Origin of the sequence: Pseudomonas sp. NFIX49 (assembly GCF_900115915.1) — a bacterium.
Classification (GTDB): domain Bacteria; phylum Pseudomonadota; class Gammaproteobacteria; order Pseudomonadales; family Pseudomonadaceae; genus Aquipseudomonas; species Aquipseudomonas pharyngis.
The window spans coordinates 167,761-187,962 of the sequence record NZ_FOYE01000004.1 but is presented as its reverse complement, the minus strand read 5'-3'; the positions used below and the strand labels follow the sequence as shown (position 1 = coordinate 187,962).

Below are 20,202 nucleotides of genomic sequence, written 5' to 3'. Positions count from 1 at the left end.
AACCTGCCACCGGAATACCCATGAATGTAATCCCCACTGACCTGCCTGGTGTCCTGATCATCGAACCCAAGGTGTTTGGTGATGAGCGCGGGTTCTTTTACGAAAGTTTCAATGCCAAGGCCTTTCAGGACGCCACCGGCCTCGACACGCAGTTTGTGCAGGACAACCACTCGCGCTCGCAGAAAGGAGTGCTGCGCGGGCTGCATTACCAGCTGGAAAATACCCAGGGCAAACTGGTCCGCGTCACCGCCGGCGAAGTCCTCGATGTCGCCGTGGATATCCGCCGCAGCTCGCCGCATTTCGGCAAGTGGGTGGCCGTGCACCTGTCCGCCGACAACCATCGCCAACTGTGGGTACCGGAAGGTTTCGCCCACGGTTTCGTGGTGCTGAGCGAGTTCGCCGAATTCCTCTACAAGACTACTGACTACTACACCCCGTCGGCCGAGCGCAGCATTCGCTGGGATGACCCGGATCTGGCTATCGACTGGCAGCTGGACGAAGCGCCAAAACTGTCGGCCAAGGATCAGGCAGCCGCCTTCTTCAAGGACGCCGACGTCTTTTCCTGAAGCCCTGTGTGAATCTTTAGCGCCGCTGCACACCCGGCCACGGGTGCGCAGACTGCGCCGGCAAGCCTAGGCATAATGCGCCTGTACCCACAGGCGCCCGATGCTCATGACTCCGACCCTTCCCCGCCGCCCTCGCTGGCGCAGCCTCGCCCTGCTGGCCCTGTGCCTGGCGCCGTTGCTGTGGCCGCTGGAACACCTGGCCGAGCGCTATTACCGCAGCGAACTGGCCGGTCAGAATCGCCAGACCCTCGACCTCTACGTCGCCAACCTGTTGGGCACGCTGCATCGCTATGAAGTGCTGCCGCAAATCCTCGGCGACCTGCCCGCGCTGCGCGCGGTACTCGGGGCGCCGGACGACGGCGTGACCCAGGGCAACGCCAACCGCCTGTTGAAAAACATCGCCGCGCAGACCGGCGCCGAAGTCATGTACCTGATGGACACCAGCGGCCAGACGCTCGCGGCGTCGAACTGGGACAAGCACGACAGTTTTGTCGGCCGCAATTTCTCTTTCCGGCCGTACTTCAGCGAGGCCATGGCCGGCCGCCTCGGGCGCTTCTTCGGTCTGGGCACCACGTCCGCCAAGCGCGGCTATTTCTTCGCCGCAGCGGTGCGCAACGGCGAAAAAATCATCGGCGTGCTGGTGATCAAGGTTGACCTCGACCACACCGAAAGCCTGTGGGGCAAAACCCCGGAACAACTGCTGGTGACCGACCACAACGGCGTGGTCATCCTCACCTCGCGCCCGGAATGGCGTTTTCGCGCGACCCGCACCCTCAGTGATGCCGAGCGCGCGGCGATCACCGCAATCCAGCCCTACCCGACCCGCGAGCCACGCCCCTTGAACCTGAGCCCGACCGCGTGGCTTCCGCAGACCCAGGAGATCGCGGAAACCGGCTGGAGCGTCAGCATCCTCGCCCCGCGTACGTTGATCGACCGACCTGTGCGCACGGTGGTGGCGATCGGCGGCGCCACCTTGCTGGTGGTAATGCTGTTGCTCGGCCTGATGATGCAGCGTCGTCGTCATTACCTGGAACGGATCGCCTTTGAAGCCAAGGCCCGACGGGAACTCGAAGGCCGGGTTGCCGAGCGCACGAGTGATCTCGAAGGCCTCAACCGCCGACTGAAACAGGAAGTGCTTGAACGCGAACAGGCCCAGCAGGAACTGGTGCGCGCCCAGGACGATCTGGTACAGGCTGGCAAGCTGTCGGCGCTGGGGACGATGTCGGCGAGCATCAGCCACGAACTCAACCAGCCGCTGGCGGCGATCCGCAGCTACGCCGAAAACGCCGAAGTGCTGCTCGACCACGAACGCACCGAAGACGCACGAGGCAACCTCAAACTGATCAGCGAGCTGACCGGGCGCATGGCCTCGATCATCGCCCACCTGCGCGCCTTCGCCCGCCGCGACCGCCACGCCCCGGAAAGCGTGGCCCTGCAACCGGCGCTGGACGACGCCCTGGCGTTGCTGGCCAAACGTCGCCGGAGCATGGATGTCGAACTGATCCGCGACCTGCCGGCCGCCACCCTTTGGGTCGAGGCCGGGGAAACCCGTCTGCGCCAGGTGCTGGGCAACCTGCTGGCCAACGCCCTCGACGCCCTGACCGAAAAAGGCCCGCCGCGCAAATTGTGGCTGAGTGCCGAATCCACCGACGAAGGCGTCAATCTGTACATTCGCGACAATGGCCCGGGTTTCTGCATGGAAGCCCTGGGCCGTGCCAGCGAACCGTTTTACACGACCAAGACCCGCACCCAGGGTCTGGGTCTGGGGTTGGCCATTTGCGAAACCCTGATGCGCGCCTTCGGCGGTGAACTGTCGTTCGCCAACCACAAGCAAGGTGGCGCCCTGATCACCCTGCGGCTGCGCGCCGGCGCGCCCGGGGTCAGCCTGCAACCGTCCGAGGATCGAAGCGCATGACCATCGACAACCGCATTCAGGTGGTGCTGATCGACGACGATCCGCACCTGCGTCAGGCCCTTGGCCAGACTCTGGATCTGGCCGGCCTGAAAATTCTTCCGCTGTCCGAGGCCAAGGGTCTGGCCGCGCAACTGGAGCGTGACTGGCCGGGCGTCGTGGTCAGCGACATCCGCATGCCCGGCATGGATGGCCTGGAGCTGTTGAGCGAACTGCACGCCCAGGACCCGGAGCTGCCGGTGCTGCTGATCACCGGCCACGGCGATGTGCCGCTGGCCGTACAAGCCATGCGTGCGGGTGCCTATGACTTTCTGGAAAAGCCCTTCGCCAGCGACGCCCTGCTCGACAGCGTGCGCCGCGCCCTGGCCCTGCGCCGCCTGGTGCTGGACAACCGCAGCCTGCGCATGGCCCTGAGTGATCGCAACGAGTTGAGCGCACGGCTGGTCGGTCAGTCTGCACCGATGTCGCGCCTGCGCGAGCAGATCGGCGCGCTGGCGGCGACCAAGGCCGACGTGCTGATCCTCGGCGAAACCGGCGCCGGCAAGGAAGTCGTCGCCCGCGCCCTGCATGATCTTTCGAGTCGGCGTAACGGCCCGTTCGTGGCGATCAACGCCGGGGCGCTGGCCGAGTCGGTGGTCGAAAGCGAATTGTTCGGCCATGAGCCCGGCGCCTTCACCGGCGCGCAAAAGCGCCGGATCGGCAAGTTCGAATTCGCCAATGGCGGCACGCTGTTCCTCGACGAAATCGAGAGCATGAGCATGGACGTGCAGGTCAAACTGCTGCGCATGTTGCAGGAGCGAGTGGTCGAGCGTCTGGGCGGCAATCAGTTGATCCCGCTGGACATCCGCGTTATCGCCGCCACCAAGGAAGACCTGCGTCAGGCTGCCGATCAAGGTCGCTTCCGGGCCGACCTGTATTACCGCCTCAACGTGGCGCCGCTGCGCATTCCACCACTGCGTGAACGGGGCGAAGATGCGTTGATGCTGTTCCAGCATTACGCCGACGAAGCCAGCGCCCGTCATGGTCTGCCACCGCACGAACTGCAACCGGCGCAACGGGCGTTGCTGCTGCGGCATTCATGGCCAGGCAACGTGCGGGAATTGCAGAACGCGGCGGAGCGCTTTGCCCTCGGCCTGGAACTGGCCCTGGACAACACGCAGCCCGATGGCAGCCCCGGCACCACCGTCGAGATCACGGCAGGAGGGCTCAGCGAGCAAGTGGAAAACTTCGAGAAATCCCTGATCGCCGCCGAACTGGCCCGCTCTCACAGTTCCGTGCGCAGTCTGGCCGAAGCGCTGGGTATTCCGCGCAAGACCCTGCACGACAAACTGCGCAAGCACGGGCTGAATTTCGCGGGCAGCGGCGGCCATTCGGACGAATCCGAATGAACTTCACTCAATTCACTTTTCTGCCGCAAGAGGTCCGGGCATGAAGCACGACAGTCGTTATCTGGAATCCATTCTTCATCACGACATCCCGCTGACCCGGGACATGGGCCTCAAGGTACTCGACTGGCACGAGCAGCAATTGCGCCTGCACCTGCCGCTGGACGCCAACGTCAATCACAAGAGCACCATGTTCGGCGGCAGCCTGTATTGCGGCGCGGTGCTGGCCGGTTGGGGCTGGCTGCATTTGCGTTTGAAAGAGGAAGGCATCGAAGACGGTCACATCGTGATTCAGGAAGGGCAGATCAGCTATCCACTGCCGGTGACCGGTGATGCCATTGCGATCTGCCCGTCACCGAGCGCAGCGCAGTGGAAGAAATTTCTGACGATGTATCAGCGTTACGGACGCGCGCGACTGACGCTGCACACGCGGGTCGTCAATGCCGGGAGCGATGAGGATGCAGTGACGTTCAGCGGGCAGTACGTCCTGCACCGCTGAAAACTGAACACGCTTACGAGCGGGCAAGTTCGAGCAGCTTTGCCCGCCATGCTGCTTTCGCCGGCAACGCCAGGAAGAAACTGTTCAACAAAGACTCCCGAGCTGGATAACAGAACGCTGCGCCACTCAGGTCGAGCACTTCACCGCCCGCCCCTTCCAGAACGCCCTGCGCCGCCGCCGTGTCCCATTGCGAAGTCGGCGCCAGTCGCGGGTAACAATCGGCCGCACCTTCGGCCAGCAGACAGAATTTCAGCGAACTGCCGATGTTGGCCAGCTGCAACTCACCAAGGCTGGCGCTCAAACCGGCCAGCAAGCGTTCCTGCTCCGGACTCGAATGGCGGCGGCTGGCGACCACGGTGAACGCTTTGCCAGGTCCCGGCACATCACGCACCTGAATCGCCAGCGGCGTACCGCCCGTGTCGCCGCGCCAGGCACCGAGCCCGGCTCCGCCGACGTAGAAGCGTCCGTTGGTCGGCATCGACACCACACCGAACACCACCCGGCCGTTTTCGATCAGCGCGATGTTGACGGTGAATTCTTCGCTGCCGCTGATGAACTCCTTGGTGCCATCCAGCGGGTCCACCAGCCACCAGCGCTGCCAGCCTGCGCGCACGCTTTGCGGGATGTCGGCGTCCTCTTCGGACAGCACCGGAATGCTCGGGTCCAGCGCCGTCAGGCCCGCCACGATCACATGGTGAGCGGCCATGTCCGCCGCCGTCACCGGCGAATCATCGGACTTGGCGGTGACGGCCACATCGGCACGCCAGAACGGCAGGATCGCCTCACCGGCCCGCAGTGCCAGTTCAACCACCGGCGCCATCAACGGATGGGGAAAATTCATCGGCATCTCACTCATGACTGGAAAAATCCGCGCTGGGTCAGCAGGTCGCGGGTCAGGTACAACGCCGCCAGGGCGCGTCCCTCACTGAAATTCGGATTCTGCGCCAGTGCCGACAGCTCCCGCAGGTTGACCTTGTCCACACGCATGGGCTCGGGTTCATCGCCTTCGAGGCGTTCTTCGTACAGGTCGGTGGCCAGCACCACCTGGATTTTCTGGCTCATGTAACCGGGAGATAACGACAACTCGGTCAGATGCTCCAGCTGTCGCGCGCCATAACCGGCTTCTTCCTTGAGCTCGCGCTCGGCGGCAGCCAGCACATCTTCGCCGGGCTCGATCAGGCCTTTGGGCAGCGACAGTTCATATTCGTCGGTACCGCCGCAGTATTCTTCGACCAGCACCGCGTGCTCGGCATCGAGCATTGCCACGATCATCACCGCGCCATAGCCGGCGCCCTTGCCGACCAGTCGCTCGTAGGTGCGTTCCACGCCATTGGAGAAACGCAGCTTCAGCTCTTCGACGCAGAACAGCCGGCTGGTGGCGACGATCTCGCGGGCGAGTACGGTGGGTTTCTGGCGCATGCAAAGCTCCTTGGCGTGAACGCGCTACTATAACGCGGCTTTTCCGATTGTTTGCGTCGGATATCCTTCTACCGCTCGAGACGTTGCCATGCCTTCATTACCGTGGTCCGACATCGATACCGTTCTGCTCGACATGGACGGCACGTTGCTGGACCTGCACTTCGACAATCACTTCTGGCTGGAACACCTGCCGCAGCGCTATGCCGAACTGCATGGCGTGAGCCGGGTCATGGCGGAAATGGAATTGCAGCCGTTGTTCGAGCGCCATGCCGGTCAGCTGCAGTGGTACTGCCTGGACTTTTGGAGCGCCGAACTGAAGCTGTCAGTTCGCGAACTGAAACGGGAAACCGCCCACCTGATCGCCCTGCGCCCGGACGCCGACACTTTTCTGGAAGCGATCAAGCGAGCCGGCAAACGCGTGGTGATGATCACCAACGCCCACCGCGATTCACTGTCGCTGAAACTGGAACGCATCGAACTGGCGCCGTACTTCGAGCGGCTGATCAGCTCCCACGATTACGGTTTTCCCAAGGAGAACCCGCAATTCTGGGACGCGTTGCAGACCGACATCGACTTCGACCCGGCGCGCAGTCTGTTCATCGACGACACCTTGCCGATCCTGCGCAGTGCACGGAATTTCGGCGTGGCGCATCTGTTGGCCGTTAAGGAACCGGACAGCCGCAAAGGGCCGAAAGACACCGGGGAGTTTGCGGCGGTCGAGGATTATCGGGATTTGATTGCCGGGCTCTGATTACCGGGCTCTGAAGACTGCAGGAGCCGCCAAAGGCTGCTCCCGCAGGCATGTTGTTACTCGGGAATACGCAGCGTCTGCCCCGGATAAATCTTGTCCGGGTGTGACAGCAGTGGCTTGTTGGCCTCGAAGATCTTGTTGTACTGGTTGGCGTTGCCATACACCGCCAGGGAAATTGCACTGAGGGTGTCGCCCTTCTTCACGACCACAAAACGCGCCGCCGCCACAACCGGCCCGGTCACGGTGATCTGGTCATCGACGCTGCCGACACCGGCAATGTTGCCCACTGCCAGAAGAATCTTCTCTTTCTCTTCCTGGCTCGCCACTTCACCGGTAACGGTCACCTTGTCCCCGTCCACGGTTGCCTGGACATTCGGATTACCCAACCCGACCTTGCTGATGTGTTCCTTCAATTGCTCGCTGGCATTGGCGTTGCCGGGGGTCAGCAGGTCGAGCAGTTTCTCACCCGCTTCTTTCACAAAGCTCAAAAGACTCATGGCGCACACTCCTTGATTTGGGTTCCAGACGCCCAAGCCTAGACCACCCCGGACAAACCCGGTTCCAAGCCGACCAATGACCCTGCCGTCACTCAAGCGGTAGAATCGCCCACCCCTGCCAGCGCCCCGGAGCGAAGATGGACATCAAGCAGCTGAAATTCCTCATCGCCCTCGACGAAACCCGCCACTTCGGCCAGGCCGCCGCCCGCTGCCACATCACCCAGCCGACCCTGTCAATGCGCCTGCGCAGCCTCGAGGAAGAACTCGACCTGCCACTGGTCAACCGTGGCCAGCGCTTCGAAGGGTTCACCGCGCCGGGGGAACGGGTGCTGGCCTGGGCACGCACGGTACTGGCGGCCTACGACGGCTTGCAGGCGGAAGCGGCGGCCTGTCGCGGCAATCTGATCGGCACCCTGCGCCTGGGCGTGGTGCCGTTGTCGAGTTTCGATGCACTGCCGTTGATGCAACGCCTGCACGCACAACATCCAAACCTGCGCTTCGAACTGTCCTCGCTGAGCTCCGAACAGGTTCTGGAGCAACTGGCGAACAACCGCATCGACATTGGCGTGTCTTACCTGGACCGCCTCGACGGCGAGCGGTTTGAATCCCTGGCGTTCAGCGAAACGCAGATGGGTCTGCTCTACGACCAGCGGTTCTTCAACTTTGGTGAGGCGCCGCTGAGTTGGGAATCGCTGATCGAACTGCCCCTGGGCATGCTCACCAGCGGCATGCACTTTCGCCAGTCCATCGACCATAACTTCCACAGTCGTGGCCTGACGCCGCAGCCGTTACTGCAAACCGACGCCGTTCACCAATTGTTGCAAGCGGTGCACGGCGGCCTTTGCTGCGCGGTGATGCCACTGGACGGCGGCCTGGAAAACCTCACGGATAACCTGCGCCTGCAACCCATCGAAAACGCCCAGACCCTCGCCCGCTTGGGCCTGATCATGCGTCGCGGCGCCCCACGCTCGGCGCTCGCCGAGGCCTGTTTCGCGCTCTATCAAAAATCACCCACGGACGCTTGATCGACGGCATCTATCAAGGGATCGACACTAGCGATTAGACGCGACATCTTGCCGCGCCTAGTCTTAACGTTGATCAATCCGTCGGTGATGCCATGAACGCCAAGCGCCCGGCCTGCGCGGCGCCTGCTCTCGAAACGCCCGCGCCAGCCGCCAGTCAGACCTACAGCTACAGCGATCTCCCCCTCGCGGAATCGGCCAGCACCGCGCTGGCCGAAGAAGTCGCGTTGGCGATTGCCTACAACGGCATCAGTCAGGCCGTGATGCTGGTGACGCCGACCGACCTTGAAGACTTCATCGTCGGTTTCAGCCTCGGCAGCGGCATCATCGAAGACGTTTCGGACATCTACGACCTGCAACTGAGCGACTCGGGCTCGGCGCAATACGCACAAGTGACCATTGCCAACCGCGCCTTCTGGAACCTCAAGCAGCAGCGGCGGCAACTGGCCGGCACCAGCGGTTGCGGACTGTGCGGCGTGGAAGCGGTGGAGCAGGCGCTGCCTGACCTCAAGGTCTTGCCCGGTGCACCTTTGCCGCCCGCCGAATGGCTCGATGGTTTGCGTCAGCGTATCGGCGCATTCCAACCGCTGGGTCAGCATTGCGGCGCAGTGCACGCGGCGGTGTTCATGAACGCCAGCGGTGAATTGCTGCTGGGCCGCGAAGACATCGGCCGGCACAACGCCCTCGACAAACTGATCGGCGGCCTGATCCGGCAAAAGATATCCACAGCCGGCGGCCTGGCAATTGTCACCAGCCGTTGCAGCCTCGAATTGATCCAGAAAGTCCTGCGGGCCGGGATTCAGACCCTGGTCAGCCTGTCCGCGCCTACCGGTCTCGCCGTGCAATGGGCGCGACGCCACAACCTCAATCTCATCCACCTGCCGCAGAAGAACGCGCCGCGGGTGTATAGCCCAGAAATGGAGAAACACCCGTGAGCCAACATCATCAAGCCGACCAGAAACCCGTTCCGCGCTACAAGCCTTACAAGGGCCCGGCCGGTGGCTGGGGCGCCCTGATCAGCGTGGCCCAGGCCTGGTTGACCAGCGACAACGCGCTGAAAAACCTGCGCATGATGCTCAAGACCAACCAGAACGGTGGCTTCGACTGCCCGGGCTGCGCCTGGGGCGACTCGCCGGAAAGCGGCATGGTCAAGTTCTGCGAGAACGGCGCCAAGGCGGTGAACTGGGAAGCGACCAAGCGCCGGGTCGATGGCAAATTTTTCGCCAAACACAGCGTCACCTCGCTGCTGGAACAGAGCGACTACTGGCTTGAATATCAAGGTCGTCTGACCGAACCGCTGGTGTATGACGCCGAAACCGATCGCTACAAACCCATCAGCTGGGACGACGCCTACGCGCTGATCGGCAAACACCTGCAAGCGCTGTCGAGCCCGGATCAGGCCGAGTTCTACACCTCGGGCCGCGCCAGCAACGAAGCGGCGTACCTGTATCAACTGTTCGTGCGCGCCTTCGGCACCAACAACTTCCCCGACTGCTCGAACATGTGCCACGAGGCCAGCGGCGTGGCCCTGGCGCAGAGTGTCGGCGTCGGCAAAGGCACCGTGACCTTCGACGACTTCGAACATGCCGATGCGATTTTTGTCTGGGGCCAGAACCCCGGCACCAACCACCCGCGCATGCTCGAACCGCTGCGTGAAGCGGTGAAACGCGGTGCCCAGGTGGTGTGCGTCAACCCGCTGAAAGAACGCGGCCTGGAACGCTTCCAGCACCCGCAGCATCCGCTGGAAATGCTCACCAACGGCGACAAGCCGACCAACACCGCGTATTTCCGCCCGGCGCTGGGCGGCGACATGGCGGTGTTGCGCGGCATGGCCAAGTTCCTGCTGCAATGGGAGCGCGATGCGCAGAAGGCTGGCGCACCGGCCGTGTTCGATCACGATTTCCTCAATGAACACAGCATCAACGTGCTCGAGTACCTCGGTGTTGTCGACGACACGCCGTGGGAGCAGATCGTCGAGCAGTCCGGCCTGACCCTGGTGGAGATCGAACAGGCGGCGCGCATGTACGCCAAAGGCAAGAACGTGATCATGTGCTGGGCGATGGGCATCACCCAGCATCGCCACTCGGTGCCGACCATCCAGGAAATCGCCAACCTGATGCTGCTGCGCGGCAACATCGGCAAACCCGGCGCCGGTCTGTGCCCGGTGCGCGGCCACAGTAACGTGCAGGGCGACCGCACCATGGGCATCAACGAACGTCCGCCGGTGGCGTTCCTTGATTCCCTTGAACGCCGCTTCCAGTTCAAGGTGCCACGTCACAACGGGCACAACGTGGTCGAAGCGATTCACGCGATGGCCGAAGGTCGCGCCAAGGTGTTTATCGGTCTGGGCGGCAACTTCGCCCAGGCCACGCCGGACAGCCCGCGCACCTTCCAGGCCCTGAGCAACTGTGACCTGACCGTGCAGATCAGCACCAAGCTCAATCGCAGCCACCTGGCCCACGGCAAGGACGCGCTGATCCTGCCGTGCCTGGGTCGTACCGACATCGATATCCAGACCGAAGGCCCCCAAGCCGTCACCGTGGAAGACTCGTTCAGCATGGTGCACGCCTCCAACGGTCAGTTGCAGCCGCTGTCGAACCAGATGCGCTCCGAGCCGTCGATCATCGCCGGCATCGCCGCCGCGACCCTGGGCAGCAAACCGGTGGACTGGAACTGGCTGGTGGCCGACTACCGGCGCATCCGCGAACTGATCGCCGACACCATTCCGGGCTTCAAGGACTTCAACGAGAAGGTCAAGAACCCGGGCGGCTTCTACCTCGGCAACAGCGCCGGCGCGCGCAAGTGGAACACCACGTCCGGTCGGGCCAACTTCAAGCCGAACATGCTGCCCAAGGACCTGATCCACGAACGCACTCGCGCCACCGGCAAACTGCCGGATCTGATCCTGCAATCGATGCGCTCTCACGATCAGTACAACACCACGATTTATGGTCTCGACGATCGTTATCGCGGCGTGAAGGGGCAACGTGATGTGCTGTTCGCCAACGAAGCAGACATCATTCGCCTGGGCTTCAAGCCTGGGCAGAAGGCTGACATCGTGTCGCTGTGGGACGATGGCCGTGAACGTCGGGTGAAGGGCTTCACGCTCTTGGCGTTCGATATTCCTGCGGGGCAGGCGGCGGCTTATTACCCTGAGGTGAACCCGTTGGTGCCGCTGGAAAGCACCGGCGATGGCAGCCATACGCCGACGTCGAAGTTCATTGCCATTCGCCTGGAAGCGGCGAGCGAAACGGGGCTGATCATGGCCAGATCGGCCTGATACGGCGCTTGCTCGCGAAAAGCGGCAGCCGATTCAATGATACTTTCCTGCACGAGCACTTTTCGAACGCCCACAAAAAAGGCCGCTTTGTGATCAAAGCGGCCTGTCCGAAGTAGTTAAAGACCGGCGAAAAACCGTTAAGTTCCGCCCAAAAATCAGCAACTTGCAGAATTGTATACAGGTCGTGCTATTCGTCGGATTTCGATTGTCACGCCCATTGCAGAGCCTCAGGATCGCGCCGTCATCCCTTTGAGGCTCCTCTATGAAGTTCTCCTCGATTCTCTTGTTGTCCCTTGGCCTGGTCAGTGGCTTCGCTTCTGCCGGAGGCACCACCGAAGCAGGTGTGGGCGGCGCATTGGGCGGGGTTCTTGGCTCGGTCGTCGGTCAATCGTTAGGCGGCAGTACAGGTTCAACCATCGGCGCAGCCCTGGGCGGCGCGGGTGGTAGTGCGGTGGGCGCCGACAAGCGCAGCCGTGGTGAAGCAGCCATTGGCGGTGCGCTGGGCGCAGCCGGCGGCAACGTGGTCGGCCGCAGCATGGGCGGCACCACCGGCAGCCTGATCGGCGCAGCAGCCGGCGGCGGCGCGGGTGGCGCGCTGGGCAACTACATGGGCAACAAGAGCGATGACGATGATCGTCATTACGATCGTCGCCATGATGATCGTCGCTACTACCGTGACCGTCACCCAGGTCGTGGCCATGCCTATGGCCATCGCAAGCATCACCGCTACTATCGCGACTGAGGCCTGGCCTCTTTAGCCGATACATCCAGATCGCAGCTCCCCCGGGCTGCGATTTTTTTTGCCTGTCACATCGCCAGGCGTTCCAGCGCTTCGCGCAATCGGGTTGGAATCGACACCGGCTGATTGGACGCCCGGTCGACAAACACATGCACGAAGCGCCCGGCGGCACAGGCCTCGTCTTCTTCGGCCTTGAACACCGCCAGCTCGTATTGCACCGAACTATTACCCAGCTTGCCTACCCGCAAGCCGATCTCGATTCGATCCGGAAAAGCGATCGACGCGAAGTAGTCGCAGGACGAACTCACCACAAACCCCACCACCTCGCCGTCATGGATATCCAGCCCCCCGACCTGAATCAGGTAGGTGTTCACCGCCGTGTCGAAGAAGCTGTAATAGGTGACGTTGTTGACGTGGCCGTAGGCGTCGTTGTCGTGCCAGCGCGTGGTGATCGGCTGGAAGTGCGGGTAATCGCTGCGTTGCGGCATCGGGTTGGACATCAGTGTCGATTCCTGGAGTGATCTGCTCAGTCTAAAGATAAAAACCCTTGCCGCGCGCCGCCAGCTCGCCAATCACTGGCGCCGGCCGCCAGTGATCGCCCTGCCGGGTCTCCAGCGCCAGCAATCGCTTGTGAATGTCGGCCAGACCCTGATCATCCGCCCAGGCCATCGGCCCGCCTCTCTCTGCCGGGAAGCCGTAGCCATTCAGATAAACCTGATCGATGTCATGCGCCGACTCGGCAATCCCTTCCTGCAGGATCTTCGCGCCCTCGTTGACCAACGCCAGCAGGCACCGCTCAAGGATCTCTTCCGAGCCGATATCCCGGCGATGAAACCCCAGCCCCTCGCTGACGCTCAAAACCAGCGCATCGACCTCGGGATCATGCTCGGCCTGACGACTGCCCGGCTCGTAGTGGTAATAACCGTTGCCGGACTTCTGACCGAAGCGACCCAGTTCGCACAAACGGTTATCCACCTGAACCTCGGGTGCATCCTGCCCCTTGCCCGCCAGTTCACGGGCACGCCACTCGAGATCGATGCCGACCACGTCGTACATGCGAAACGGCCCCATGGCAAAACCGAAGCTCTGCAATGCCGCATCGACCTGATGCGGGTACGCCCCTTCGAGCAACATCTTGCGCGCTTCGAGCACATACGGATGCAGCATGCGGTTGCCGATAAAACCTTGGCAGTTGCCCGACACCACACTGACCTTGCCCATGCGCTTGCCCAGCTCCAGAGCGGCTTCAAGCACAGCCGGAGAAGTTTGTGCGCCACGGACTATTTCCAGCAACTTCATGATGTGCGCCGGGCTGAAGAAATGCAGGCCCAGCACTTGAGTCGGTCGCCGTGTCGCGGCAGCAATGGCGTCGATATCCAGCGCCGAAGTATTGCTCGCCAGCAGCGCCTCGGGTTTCAACACGCCATCGAGCTCGCGGAAGATCTTCTGCTTGAGCTCGAGGTTCTCGTACACCGCTTCGATCACCAGGTTGACGTTGCGGATTGCCACGTAGTCTGCCGCCGTGCTGACACGGGCAATCCGCGCATCGGCTTCGGCCTGATCGATCCGGCCCTGTCGCACGTTGTGCGCGTAGGTATCGGCCACGGTGGACAGCGCCTGTTCGAGCATCTGTGGATTGTTATCGACCCACTGCACTGATACGCCGGCGTTGGCCAGGCACATGACAATGCCGCGGCCCATGGTGCCGGCGCCGATCACGGCGGCCTGCTGAATAGCGAAGGATGTCTGGCTCATGTTGTTCTCTTGTTGGCGATCCGAAGACAGCCATCACCATAGTCAGCCACCGGGCATTTTTGAAGTTCATTGCCGTGATGATCGACATTCAGCAGATGGATTCGGAACTTCAAAGATGCGTCTGAGCCCAGGCCCGGACCTCGGCGTAGGGATATTCCTCAAGCGCCGCAAACCCGGAAATGGCCCGCGCCTTGAGCTTGGTAAACAACGGCACGCTGATTCCGCACAGAAACCGGGTCAATCGCTCGGCCGACGGAGCACTGCCGGTCAGTTGTTGATGCCTGTGGATAAATTCTCCACACAACGCCGCAAAATTTTTATCCACAAGCGCCGGCAATTCAGGAGGTGCCGGCAGCCGGGCGATGTGCCCGTGACACACCGAGCAATTTCCGCACTGCTGCGGCACATTGTGATCGCCAAAATATTCCGCCAGCCGATATCCGAGGCATCGCTCGGTGGCGAACAGCTCGAGCATGGCGTGAATCCGCGCCACTTCGGTTTGTTCATGGCGGGTGAAATAGTCGTGCAGGTCAGCGCTCAGGGCCTGGCTGTCGAAATCGCCGCGCAGGACGTTGTAGACCTCGGTCATCTGCTTGCTCTCAAGCTCGACCCAGCCCTTCTCCTGAAAGTAATCCAGCGCCTTCACCACGCGGTTGCGCTCGGCGGAATACTGCTCGTACATCGCCTGGAAATTCACCGTGGCCCAGGTACGCGCGCGGCTTGAGGTCTGGATGATCACGGCGACGAAATCCCTGCGTTCACCTTCAAAACGCTCAAGCAACGCTTCGGGCTCCAGCAGGTATTTGAAACGGTACTCGGCGTAGTACGCGTAGCGCGGGGCAATCAGTCCTCGCAGCTCCAACTGCACCAACAACGTCTTCAAAGGCAACGCGCGAATATTGCTCTGGTCCGCCAGCGGCCCGAGCAGAAACTCCCATTGGCCTTCCGGCGCGGCGGCCTGCAGCTCGTCCAGCACATGACGAATGCCCTCCTGTTCCGGCGTGTCGCCATACACGAAGTTTTCCAGCACGTTGAGGCTGTCGCGGTTGGCCAGTACCAGACAATCAGACGGTTGCCCGTCACGCCCTGCACGGCCGATTTCCTGGCTGTAGTTTTCGATGGATTTGGGCAGGTCGAAATGCACCACGTTGCGGATGTCGCTCTTGTCGATGCCCATACCGAAGGCGATGGTGGCGACGATGCAATCGGACTGCCCGCCCATGAAGCGCTTCTGGATCGCGTCCCGTTGCTCATGGGGCAAACCGGCGTGATAAGCCTCGGCCTGAATGCCATTGCGCTCCAGATGTTCGGCAATCTGCTCGGCGGTTTTCTGCAGGGTCACGTAGACGATGCTCGGCTGACCTGCGCGCTCGGTCATCCACTCCACCAGACGCCGGCGCTTGTCCTGCCCACGCACCGGCTCGACCAGCAGATTGAGGTTGGGCCGGTAGAAACCGGTGGTCACCACATCGTCTGCCGCGATGGCGAATTTCGCTTGCATGTCGGCGATGACTTTTGGCGTTGCAGTGGCGGTCAGCAGCAGGGTTTGCGGGATGTTGAACTGGCGCTGGTAGTCCGGCAGCTTGAGGTAGTCGGGGCGGAAGTTGTGGCCCCACTCGGAGATGCAGTGCGCCTCATCCACCACCAGCAGCGAGATCGGAACCTGCTGCAAAAAGTTGCGAAAGCGCTCGTTCTTCAAACGCTCCACGGAAATCATCAGGATCTTCAGCTCACCCGAACGGGCGCGGGCCATCACGTCGTTGGCATCTTCGCGGCTCTGCGCCGAATCGATGCTGCCTGCGGATATCCCGTGCCGGCGCAAGAACTCGAGCTGATCCTGCATCAGCGCCAGCAACGGTGAGACCACCAGCGTCAGGTGCGGCAGCAAGAGTGCCGGGACCTGGTAACAAAGGGATTTGCCGGAGCCCGTGGGAAATATCGCGGCTGCCGAGCGCCCAGCGAGAACAGCGCTGATCGCGGCCTCCTGACCGGGTCGAAACTGTGGATAACCGAAAACCTGTTCCAGGGTGTTGTGCATTCGCTGTCACTCCGTTGACCGCTGTGATGCCAACAGCCTAGCGGGCGATCGCAGCGCGTCGAGAATAGGTCGGGGGTCAAATCGATACGGGATGATACAGCGTCGACGGCTCGGTCAAGGGATCAAACAAATGAAACACTTTGTTCATCGCCGTGTGAAGCGACCCGAGGGTAATGTCCGTCACGCCTTGAGCCAGGACGGCCCATGCGCATGGATTTTTACCAAGGAGTGAACATGTCGAACAACTTGAAACTGCCCCTCGCCCTGATCTTGGCCTCCCTGCTGCTGGGAGGCTGCACACCCTCTCCCGAAGACTTTCCGCCGATCCTGGCCAGCGCCGTGACCGTCACCGCAGCGCCCTCGACTTAACCCCCACAAGCGCTGTGTCAGGGCCGCAATACGGCTACCCGCAATTGCTCATCCAGTACCCGTTCATGCACATCGAGGCTCTGGCTCGCCCATCGTGCATGAGCCGGGCTGATATCGCCGGTGAAGGCTGCCGCCAGTTGACGCAAGTCGGCAACACTGCGCACCCGGGGGCAAAATGCTTTCTCGTCGCAGTGAGTGCTGGCATTGCGGTAGGTATTGAGCAAGCGATCCCACAGACCGTCGCGCACTTGTCTGATCGACTTGAGCTGCATTGGCTGCACGCCCAGTCGTTGCGTGAGTCCCGGTTCATCCAGGGCTTCGCTCGCCAGCAGAGCCTTGCCGAAAACCAGCACCTCAGCGCGGGCAGCTGTGTCGATGTCAGCCTGAGTGGCGAGCGCGTCGGGCCAATCGGTGCGCTCCAGGTTGGCAAGCACCAACCCATTGCCCATGTCGGAGGCCAACGCCAAACGACAGCCACTCACCCACAGCAAAACGATCGAGGCCATTCGTAGCCACTGCATACCTAATTCCCTTTAAGTCTGTGTCGGACGTTTGGAAACGCCCTACGGATTCTGGCGCGCACCATACAGAGGTTTACTTTGAAACGCCTGATAATCACGTCGGAAAATTCGCTAATAAGGGTTTGGCTTTGAAAAACCGAAAAAACATGTAGGGCAAATGCCCATATCGTGGAAAAAACCCTTACGAAATCTGTCCATTGCGGCCGTCTTGTCCCTGCGGTCAGCCCCCTTCTATAGTGGCTGGCGCGACTGAAAACTCTGTGTCGGCTCACCGAAGCGACTTCGTAAGGGACACACCTTGATCATGAATATGTACAAACCGCTGAATACCCGTTTTCGCCCTCTCAAGACTTGCGACATTGAAAAACCGGTATTGGTTATCGACACCGAAGCAAAACCGGGCGACCTGCTCAATGCCGCCGATCAACGTCTGCGTGCCGCCAGCGATCTGCTGGAAACTCTTTACTGCTTGTGTTTCAAACAGGCCGATGTGAAAGATATTCCCAACATCGTCAATGCGCTTTATTTATTGACGCAAGACGGTTGTGACTTGCTGGAAGTTGCCAGACAACAAATAAATAACTAATACTGCCAGCCACACTTACAAAGTTCGCAACAACCCATCGCTTTCATTACAACAAAAACCGGAACTAGTCTGTCTGCTCTTACATCAACCAAGAGTAATAACATGACAACTCTGACTATTTTCTTCTGCGGTACAGGTTCGACAAAGTTTGATAATGCACACGTTAACTATTGGAATGGGGAATTGGTCTCCACACTGGCCGCTCACCACACCGGGCGCGAGTTCGCCGACTGGATCGTGGTCGACGGCCCCGGCACCAGCAACCTGCAAGCCGATGAACTGTTCACCCAGTCCAAGGACTACGGCCTCAGTGGCACCTTGTTCGGCAAGGGCTGGGAGGAAAACGTCCAGCACGCGATGAACATCATCAAAGGCCAATGTGACTGGCAGCGCGAACAACTGACCGAAGCGGAATACAACCGCCTCAAAGCCGCCGGCATTCCGATTGAAGATGTAAAAGTCGAAGGTTCCTGGCTGTGGCGTAAATATAACTATGGCGATCGCAGCGTCACGCAACAGAAGTTACAGGAGCAAATTATCAAAACCTTTCGCAAGGACGGTGTTATTCCAACAAAAGTCAATCTGGTGGGCTGGAGCCGCGGCGGTATCAGTTGTCATATGCTGGCCAATGCCATGTTCAACGACAGTGCACTGAAAAACATTCCAGTGAATATCTTTGCTATCGACCCGGTGCCGGGCATCGGTAACTTTCAGGAACACCGGGTAAAGCTCAATAGCAACGTAAAAGAATATGTGGGTTTCTATGCGCGGGATGAGCGCTCCAAGGGTTTCAGTTGCGTCATTCCACAAACCGCGACCGGCACCAAGACCAGCATCTTCCCCATGCCCGGCCGTCACGCCACCCTGGTCGGCAACGCCTCCGCCGACGGCAACAGTGGTCCAAAAGTGCTGGCCGAACCCGGCCTCATCGTCCGTCACTTTGCCGAGGTCTGCCTGAAACGCTGGGGCACCGTCCTCGACAAGAACCTCAACCTCACCGATGCCGACCTTCGCAACCACTCTGCCGCCATCGTCAACGCGGCAGCGAAATACAAGGCCATGGAAAAGTGTTCCTACACCTGGTTCACCGAACTGGATCAAGGCGAACGCTACGTATCGCTGGGCAGCAAAGGCGTGCCGTTCTCGACGGTGAAAGGCGGGATCTACACCCCGGCGACCGGGTTGACGACGAGTGTGCTGGATGTTGAGGGGTATCGGGCGATTCGTTGAAAACCGTTATTGATCTGTAGGAACGGCCTGCCCGAATCTGCATCCCGTTCCTACACGCGGCGGCGCCTTGTCTTCTATCGGCGCCTGTTAGCCCAAATCTATAGTTGTGAGCATCGCTACCCAATCAGCGATTCAGGTTTGGTCACCTGAAAAACAGAGATAACTGATGCATGCCCTTGTATGCTGCCGACCTATTTCTGTCGGCACGCTTTATGGCGGGCTGTGTTTGGGACGCTTCGGCGTACCGGGTTATCTCTGCCGGTTTGACCAACCTGAACACAGTCCGCCTCCACCGCTTGGTCACGGTAGCAGCGGTTCATTGATGCCTGCAGAGATAGAAAAAATGAAATCATGGAACGAGCTCCACTCCAATCGCTACCGCCCACTCGACTCCAACCTCACCGACACCAAGCCCCTCGTCATCGACACCGAAGCCAACCCCCAAGACATCCTCGAATGCGCCGTCCAGCGCCTGCGCGCATCAAGCGACCTGCTGCAAACCCTCTACTGCCTCTGCTTCAAACACGCCGATGTCGAAGACATCCCGCACATCACCCACGCGCTCTACCTTCTCACCAAAGACGGCTATGACCTGCTCCAGGTCGCCCAGCAACGAATGCTCAACTGGAAAGCGCCGGCCTGACGGACTCCTCGGGCAGGCGTGTTCATGGCTAGAACTGCCTGCCTCTATCTCGAACACTGACGCTGACATCTCCGGCGCAAAACTTAAGGATCAGAATTTTGCAAACTATTATTGATTGCGTACGATGGGAGCCATTGTTCAACCAAGGGCTTGCCTTCATGACCACTGAAACCATTGATCACAGCACTCTCACGCGGCTGTTTGAGAACGGTTCGATCAGTAGCGCACATATCGTCGCCAAACCGGGTGGCTGGTCGATTCAGATTCAGCAAGGAAGCAAAGAATACTCACTGACCGCACAACGCAGTGGCCAGGTACGTCTGTTCAAGCGGATTGAAACACTGGTGACCTACCTGCAAGGAGTGGGCATCAATCACTTCGATGTGGACGCCTCCAGTTATGACCCTCTTCAGATAAAAACCTATGCCCGCCCTGATCGCGCCGAAGCGATGAAACAAGCTCATGAAGCAGCTGCGTATGAAGAATGGGTCAAGCAACAGGTACAAATCAGCATTGATGACCCAAGACCCAGCGTCAGCGATGAAGACGCTCGCAGGATATTTGCCGCCAAACGGGATGCCCTTCGTCAGCGAGCACGTTGATGAGGTTGGTCTGGCGCCAAGAAGCGCTGGATGACCGAGACAACATCATGGAGCGTATCGGCCAGGAAAATCCCGCTGCAGCGATTGAACTTGATGAGGCTTTCGAACTGAAAGGAGAAAGCGCTCGGCAGCACCCAGCCCTGTACCGAAAAGGTATCGCGGGAGGTACCCGCGAAATCGTCGTCACTCCAAACTACGTCATCATCTACACAGTCAAAGTTGATGTTGTGGAAGTGCTACGAGTGCTGCATACCAGACGGCAATGGCCATGATGGCTGGAGGGAAAATGCTTAGGAGTTCGCGGCTCCTTAAGTAGCATTATTCTGGCTGTTTAACGCGGATTCTGCGGGAATAATGGCAGTTGATCTGACAATGAAGTCCAACCCGT

Annotated in this window: 22 protein-coding genes; 15 read left to right on the top strand and 7 right to left on the bottom strand. The window is 60.6% G+C overall.

Annotated elements, in window-relative coordinates; translation table 11 throughout:
* The first annotated feature begins 20 nt into the window (after positions 1-20).
* The 4 genes from rfbC to BMZ46_RS12755 all read left to right on the top strand — a co-directional run bounded on the left by rfbC (position 21) and on the right by BMZ46_RS12755 (position 4,362).
* Positions 21-566 (top strand): dTDP-4-dehydrorhamnose 3,5-epimerase, encoded by a 546-nt coding sequence (gene rfbC, locus BMZ46_RS12770; RefSeq protein WP_074689477.1) that lies wholly within the window; start codon positions 21-23, stop codon positions 564-566.
* 106 nt (positions 567-672) lie between these two features.
* On the top strand, positions 673-2,481 hold the full coding sequence (locus BMZ46_RS12765) for a sensor histidine kinase (protein WP_074689724.1): 1,809 nt from the start codon (positions 673-675) through the stop codon (positions 2,479-2,481).
* Positions 2,478-3,866 (top strand): sigma-54-dependent transcriptional regulator, encoded by a 1,389-nt coding sequence (locus BMZ46_RS12760; RefSeq protein ID WP_074689475.1) that lies wholly within the window; start codon positions 2,478-2,480, stop codon positions 3,864-3,866. Before BMZ46_RS12765 ends, BMZ46_RS12760 begins: the two co-directional genes overlap by 4 nt.
* A gap of 40 nt (positions 3,867-3,906) precedes the next feature.
* A complete protein-coding gene (locus tag BMZ46_RS12755) occupies positions 3,907-4,362 on the top strand; it encodes a thioesterase domain-containing protein (RefSeq protein WP_074689473.1) in 456 nt (151 codons plus the stop codon).
* A 13-nt stretch (positions 4,363-4,375) separates the two neighbouring features.
* Here BMZ46_RS12755 and cysQ read toward each other — a convergent pair whose 3' ends face one another.
* Both cysQ and nudE read right to left on the bottom strand, forming a co-directional pair.
* A complete protein-coding gene (gene cysQ / locus BMZ46_RS12750) occupies positions 4,376-5,209 on the bottom strand; it encodes a 3'(2'),5'-bisphosphate nucleotidase CysQ (RefSeq protein ID WP_074689471.1) in 834 nt (277 codons plus the stop codon).
* 5 nt (positions 5,210-5,214) lie between these two features.
* A complete protein-coding gene (nudE, locus tag BMZ46_RS12745; RefSeq protein WP_064382762.1) occupies positions 5,215-5,781 on the bottom strand; it encodes an ADP compounds hydrolase NudE in 567 nt (188 codons plus the stop codon).
* A gap of 88 nt (positions 5,782-5,869) precedes the next feature.
* On the opposite strand from nudE, the gene yrfG reads away from it, so the two are divergent.
* The gene (yrfG, locus tag BMZ46_RS12740; protein WP_039764613.1) at positions 5,870-6,532 is read left to right on the top strand and encodes a GMP/IMP nucleotidase; all 663 of its coding nucleotides are present in this window, start codon (positions 5,870-5,872) and stop codon (positions 6,530-6,532) included.
* A 56-nt stretch (positions 6,533-6,588) separates the two neighbouring features.
* On the opposite strand, the gene lysM is transcribed toward yrfG, so the two are convergent.
* Positions 6,589-7,029 (bottom strand): peptidoglycan-binding protein LysM, encoded by a 441-nt coding sequence (gene lysM, locus BMZ46_RS12735; protein ID WP_039764611.1) that lies wholly within the window; start codon positions 7,027-7,029, stop codon positions 6,589-6,591.
* A 137-nt stretch (positions 7,030-7,166) separates the two neighbouring features.
* Between lysM and BMZ46_RS12730 the strand changes: the two genes are divergently transcribed.
* From BMZ46_RS12730 to BMZ46_RS12715, 4 genes are all read left to right on the top strand, one after another.
* Positions 7,167-8,054, top strand: a complete 888-nt coding sequence (locus BMZ46_RS12730) for a LysR family transcriptional regulator (protein WP_074689469.1) — start codon at positions 7,167-7,169, stop codon at positions 8,052-8,054.
* A 92-nt stretch (positions 8,055-8,146) separates the two neighbouring features.
* Entirely contained in the window at positions 8,147-8,986 is an 840-nt protein-coding gene (gene fdhD, locus BMZ46_RS12725) for a formate dehydrogenase accessory sulfurtransferase FdhD (RefSeq protein WP_074689467.1), read from the top strand.
* Positions 8,983-11,331, top strand: coding sequence for an FdhF/YdeP family oxidoreductase (locus tag BMZ46_RS12720; protein ID WP_039764606.1), 2,349 nt, complete (start codon positions 8,983-8,985; stop codon positions 11,329-11,331). Before fdhD ends, BMZ46_RS12720 begins: the two co-directional genes overlap by 4 nt.
* A gap of 262 nt (positions 11,332-11,593) precedes the next feature.
* Positions 11,594-12,073: a glycine zipper domain-containing protein gene (locus tag BMZ46_RS12715; RefSeq protein WP_011331978.1), complete on the top strand. Its 480-nt coding sequence runs from the start codon at positions 11,594-11,596 to the stop codon at positions 12,071-12,073.
* Positions 12,074-12,138: 65 nt separating this feature from the next.
* Here the strand turns inward: BMZ46_RS12715 and BMZ46_RS12710 are convergent, their stop codons facing one another.
* The 3 genes from BMZ46_RS12710 to BMZ46_RS12700 all read right to left on the bottom strand — a co-directional run bounded on the left by BMZ46_RS12710 (position 12,139) and on the right by BMZ46_RS12700 (position 15,863).
* The gene (locus tag BMZ46_RS12710; RefSeq protein WP_039764604.1) at positions 12,139-12,570 is read right to left on the bottom strand and encodes an acyl-CoA thioesterase; all 432 of its coding nucleotides are present in this window, start codon (positions 12,568-12,570) and stop codon (positions 12,139-12,141) included.
* Positions 12,571-12,601: 31 nt separating this feature from the next.
* Positions 12,602-13,825 (bottom strand): 3-hydroxyacyl-CoA dehydrogenase, encoded by a 1,224-nt coding sequence (locus BMZ46_RS12705; RefSeq protein WP_074689463.1) that lies wholly within the window; start codon positions 13,823-13,825, stop codon positions 12,602-12,604.
* 109 nt (positions 13,826-13,934) lie between these two features.
* Positions 13,935-15,863 (bottom strand): RecQ family ATP-dependent DNA helicase, encoded by a 1,929-nt coding sequence (locus BMZ46_RS12700; RefSeq protein ID WP_074689461.1) that lies wholly within the window; start codon positions 15,861-15,863, stop codon positions 13,935-13,937.
* A gap of 234 nt (positions 15,864-16,097) precedes the next feature.
* On the opposite strand from BMZ46_RS12700, the gene BMZ46_RS29525 reads away from it, so the two are divergent.
* Positions 16,098-16,232 carry a hypothetical protein gene (locus BMZ46_RS29525; RefSeq protein WP_256574501.1) on the top strand — a complete coding sequence of 45 codons (135 nt, stop codon included), beginning with the start codon at positions 16,098-16,100 and terminating at the stop codon, positions 16,230-16,232.
* A 17-nt stretch (positions 16,233-16,249) separates the two neighbouring features.
* On the opposite strand, the gene BMZ46_RS12695 is transcribed toward BMZ46_RS29525, so the two are convergent.
* Positions 16,250-16,753, bottom strand: coding sequence for a polysaccharide deacetylase (locus BMZ46_RS12695; protein ID WP_074689459.1), 504 nt, complete (start codon positions 16,751-16,753; stop codon positions 16,250-16,252).
* A 304-nt stretch (positions 16,754-17,057) separates the two neighbouring features.
* On the opposite strand from BMZ46_RS12695, the gene BMZ46_RS12690 reads away from it, so the two are divergent.
* The 5 genes from BMZ46_RS12690 (at position 17,058) to BMZ46_RS12670 (ending at position 20,086) form a co-directional block, all read left to right on the top strand.
* On the top strand, positions 17,058-17,339 hold the full coding sequence (locus tag BMZ46_RS12690) for a hypothetical protein (protein WP_039764597.1): 282 nt from the start codon (positions 17,058-17,060) through the stop codon (positions 17,337-17,339).
* 102 nt (positions 17,340-17,441) lie between these two features.
* Positions 17,442-18,569 carry a hypothetical protein gene (locus BMZ46_RS12685; protein WP_074689457.1) on the top strand — a complete coding sequence of 376 codons (1,128 nt, stop codon included), beginning with the start codon at positions 17,442-17,444 and terminating at the stop codon, positions 18,567-18,569.
* A 343-nt stretch (positions 18,570-18,912) separates the two neighbouring features.
* A complete protein-coding gene (locus BMZ46_RS12680; RefSeq protein ID WP_039764593.1) occupies positions 18,913-19,212 on the top strand; it encodes a hypothetical protein in 300 nt (99 codons plus the stop codon).
* Positions 19,213-19,370: 158 nt separating this feature from the next.
* The gene (locus BMZ46_RS12675) at positions 19,371-19,814 is read left to right on the top strand and encodes a hypothetical protein (protein WP_074689723.1); all 444 of its coding nucleotides are present in this window, start codon (positions 19,371-19,373) and stop codon (positions 19,812-19,814) included.
* Positions 19,814-20,086: a type II toxin-antitoxin system RelE/ParE family toxin gene (locus BMZ46_RS12670; protein WP_074689455.1), complete on the top strand. Its 273-nt coding sequence runs from the start codon at positions 19,814-19,816 to the stop codon at positions 20,084-20,086. The genes BMZ46_RS12675 and BMZ46_RS12670 overlap by 1 nt, the downstream gene beginning before the upstream one ends.
* Positions 20,087-20,202 lie beyond the last annotated feature (116 nt).

Bases quoted from the DNA above. Each gene is read 5' to 3' on its own strand.
- rfbC (WP_074689477.1), top strand. From the start codon at position 21: ATGAATGTAATCCCCACTGACCTGCCTGGTGTCCTGATCATCGAACCC.
- BMZ46_RS12765 (WP_074689724.1), top strand. From the start codon at position 673: ATGACTCCGACCCTTCCCCGCCGCCCTCGCTGGCGCAGCCTCGCCCTG.
- BMZ46_RS12760 (WP_074689475.1), top strand. From the start codon at position 2,478: ATGACCATCGACAACCGCATTCAGGTGGTGCTGATCGACGACGATCCG.
- BMZ46_RS12755 (WP_074689473.1), top strand. From the start codon at position 3,907: ATGAAGCACGACAGTCGTTATCTGGAATCCATTCTTCATCACGACATC.
- cysQ (WP_074689471.1), bottom strand. From the start codon at position 5,209: ATGCCGATGAATTTTCCCCATCCGTTGATGGCGCCGGTGGTTGAACTG.
- nudE (WP_064382762.1), bottom strand. From the start codon at position 5,781: ATGCGCCAGAAACCCACCGTACTCGCCCGCGAGATCGTCGCCACCAGC.
- yrfG (WP_039764613.1), top strand. From the start codon at position 5,870: ATGCCTTCATTACCGTGGTCCGACATCGATACCGTTCTGCTCGACATG.
- lysM (WP_039764611.1), bottom strand. From the start codon at position 7,029: ATGAGTCTTTTGAGCTTTGTGAAAGAAGCGGGTGAGAAACTGCTCGAC.
- BMZ46_RS12730 (WP_074689469.1), top strand. From the start codon at position 7,167: ATGGACATCAAGCAGCTGAAATTCCTCATCGCCCTCGACGAAACCCGC.
- fdhD (WP_074689467.1), top strand. From the start codon at position 8,147: ATGAACGCCAAGCGCCCGGCCTGCGCGGCGCCTGCTCTCGAAACGCCC.
- BMZ46_RS12715 (WP_011331978.1), top strand. From the start codon at position 11,594: ATGAAGTTCTCCTCGATTCTCTTGTTGTCCCTTGGCCTGGTCAGTGGC.
- BMZ46_RS12710 (WP_039764604.1), bottom strand. From the start codon at position 12,570: ATGTCCAACCCGATGCCGCAACGCAGCGATTACCCGCACTTCCAGCCG.
- BMZ46_RS12705 (WP_074689463.1), bottom strand. From the start codon at position 13,825: ATGAGCCAGACATCCTTCGCTATTCAGCAGGCCGCCGTGATCGGCGCC.
- BMZ46_RS12700 (WP_074689461.1), bottom strand. From the start codon at position 15,863: ATGCACAACACCCTGGAACAGGTTTTCGGTTATCCACAGTTTCGACCC.
- BMZ46_RS29525 (WP_256574501.1), top strand. From the start codon at position 16,098: ATGTCGAACAACTTGAAACTGCCCCTCGCCCTGATCTTGGCCTCCCTG.
- BMZ46_RS12695 (WP_074689459.1), bottom strand. From the start codon at position 16,753: ATGCAGTGGCTACGAATGGCCTCGATCGTTTTGCTGTGGGTGAGTGGC.
- BMZ46_RS12690 (WP_039764597.1), top strand. From the start codon at position 17,058: ATGAATATGTACAAACCGCTGAATACCCGTTTTCGCCCTCTCAAGACT.
- BMZ46_RS12685 (WP_074689457.1), top strand. From the start codon at position 17,442: ATGACAACTCTGACTATTTTCTTCTGCGGTACAGGTTCGACAAAGTTT.
- BMZ46_RS12680 (WP_039764593.1), top strand. From the start codon at position 18,913: ATGAAATCATGGAACGAGCTCCACTCCAATCGCTACCGCCCACTCGAC.
- BMZ46_RS12675 (WP_074689723.1), top strand. From the start codon at position 19,371: ATGACCACTGAAACCATTGATCACAGCACTCTCACGCGGCTGTTTGAG.
- BMZ46_RS12670 (WP_074689455.1), top strand. From the start codon at position 19,814: ATGAGGTTGGTCTGGCGCCAAGAAGCGCTGGATGACCGAGACAACATC.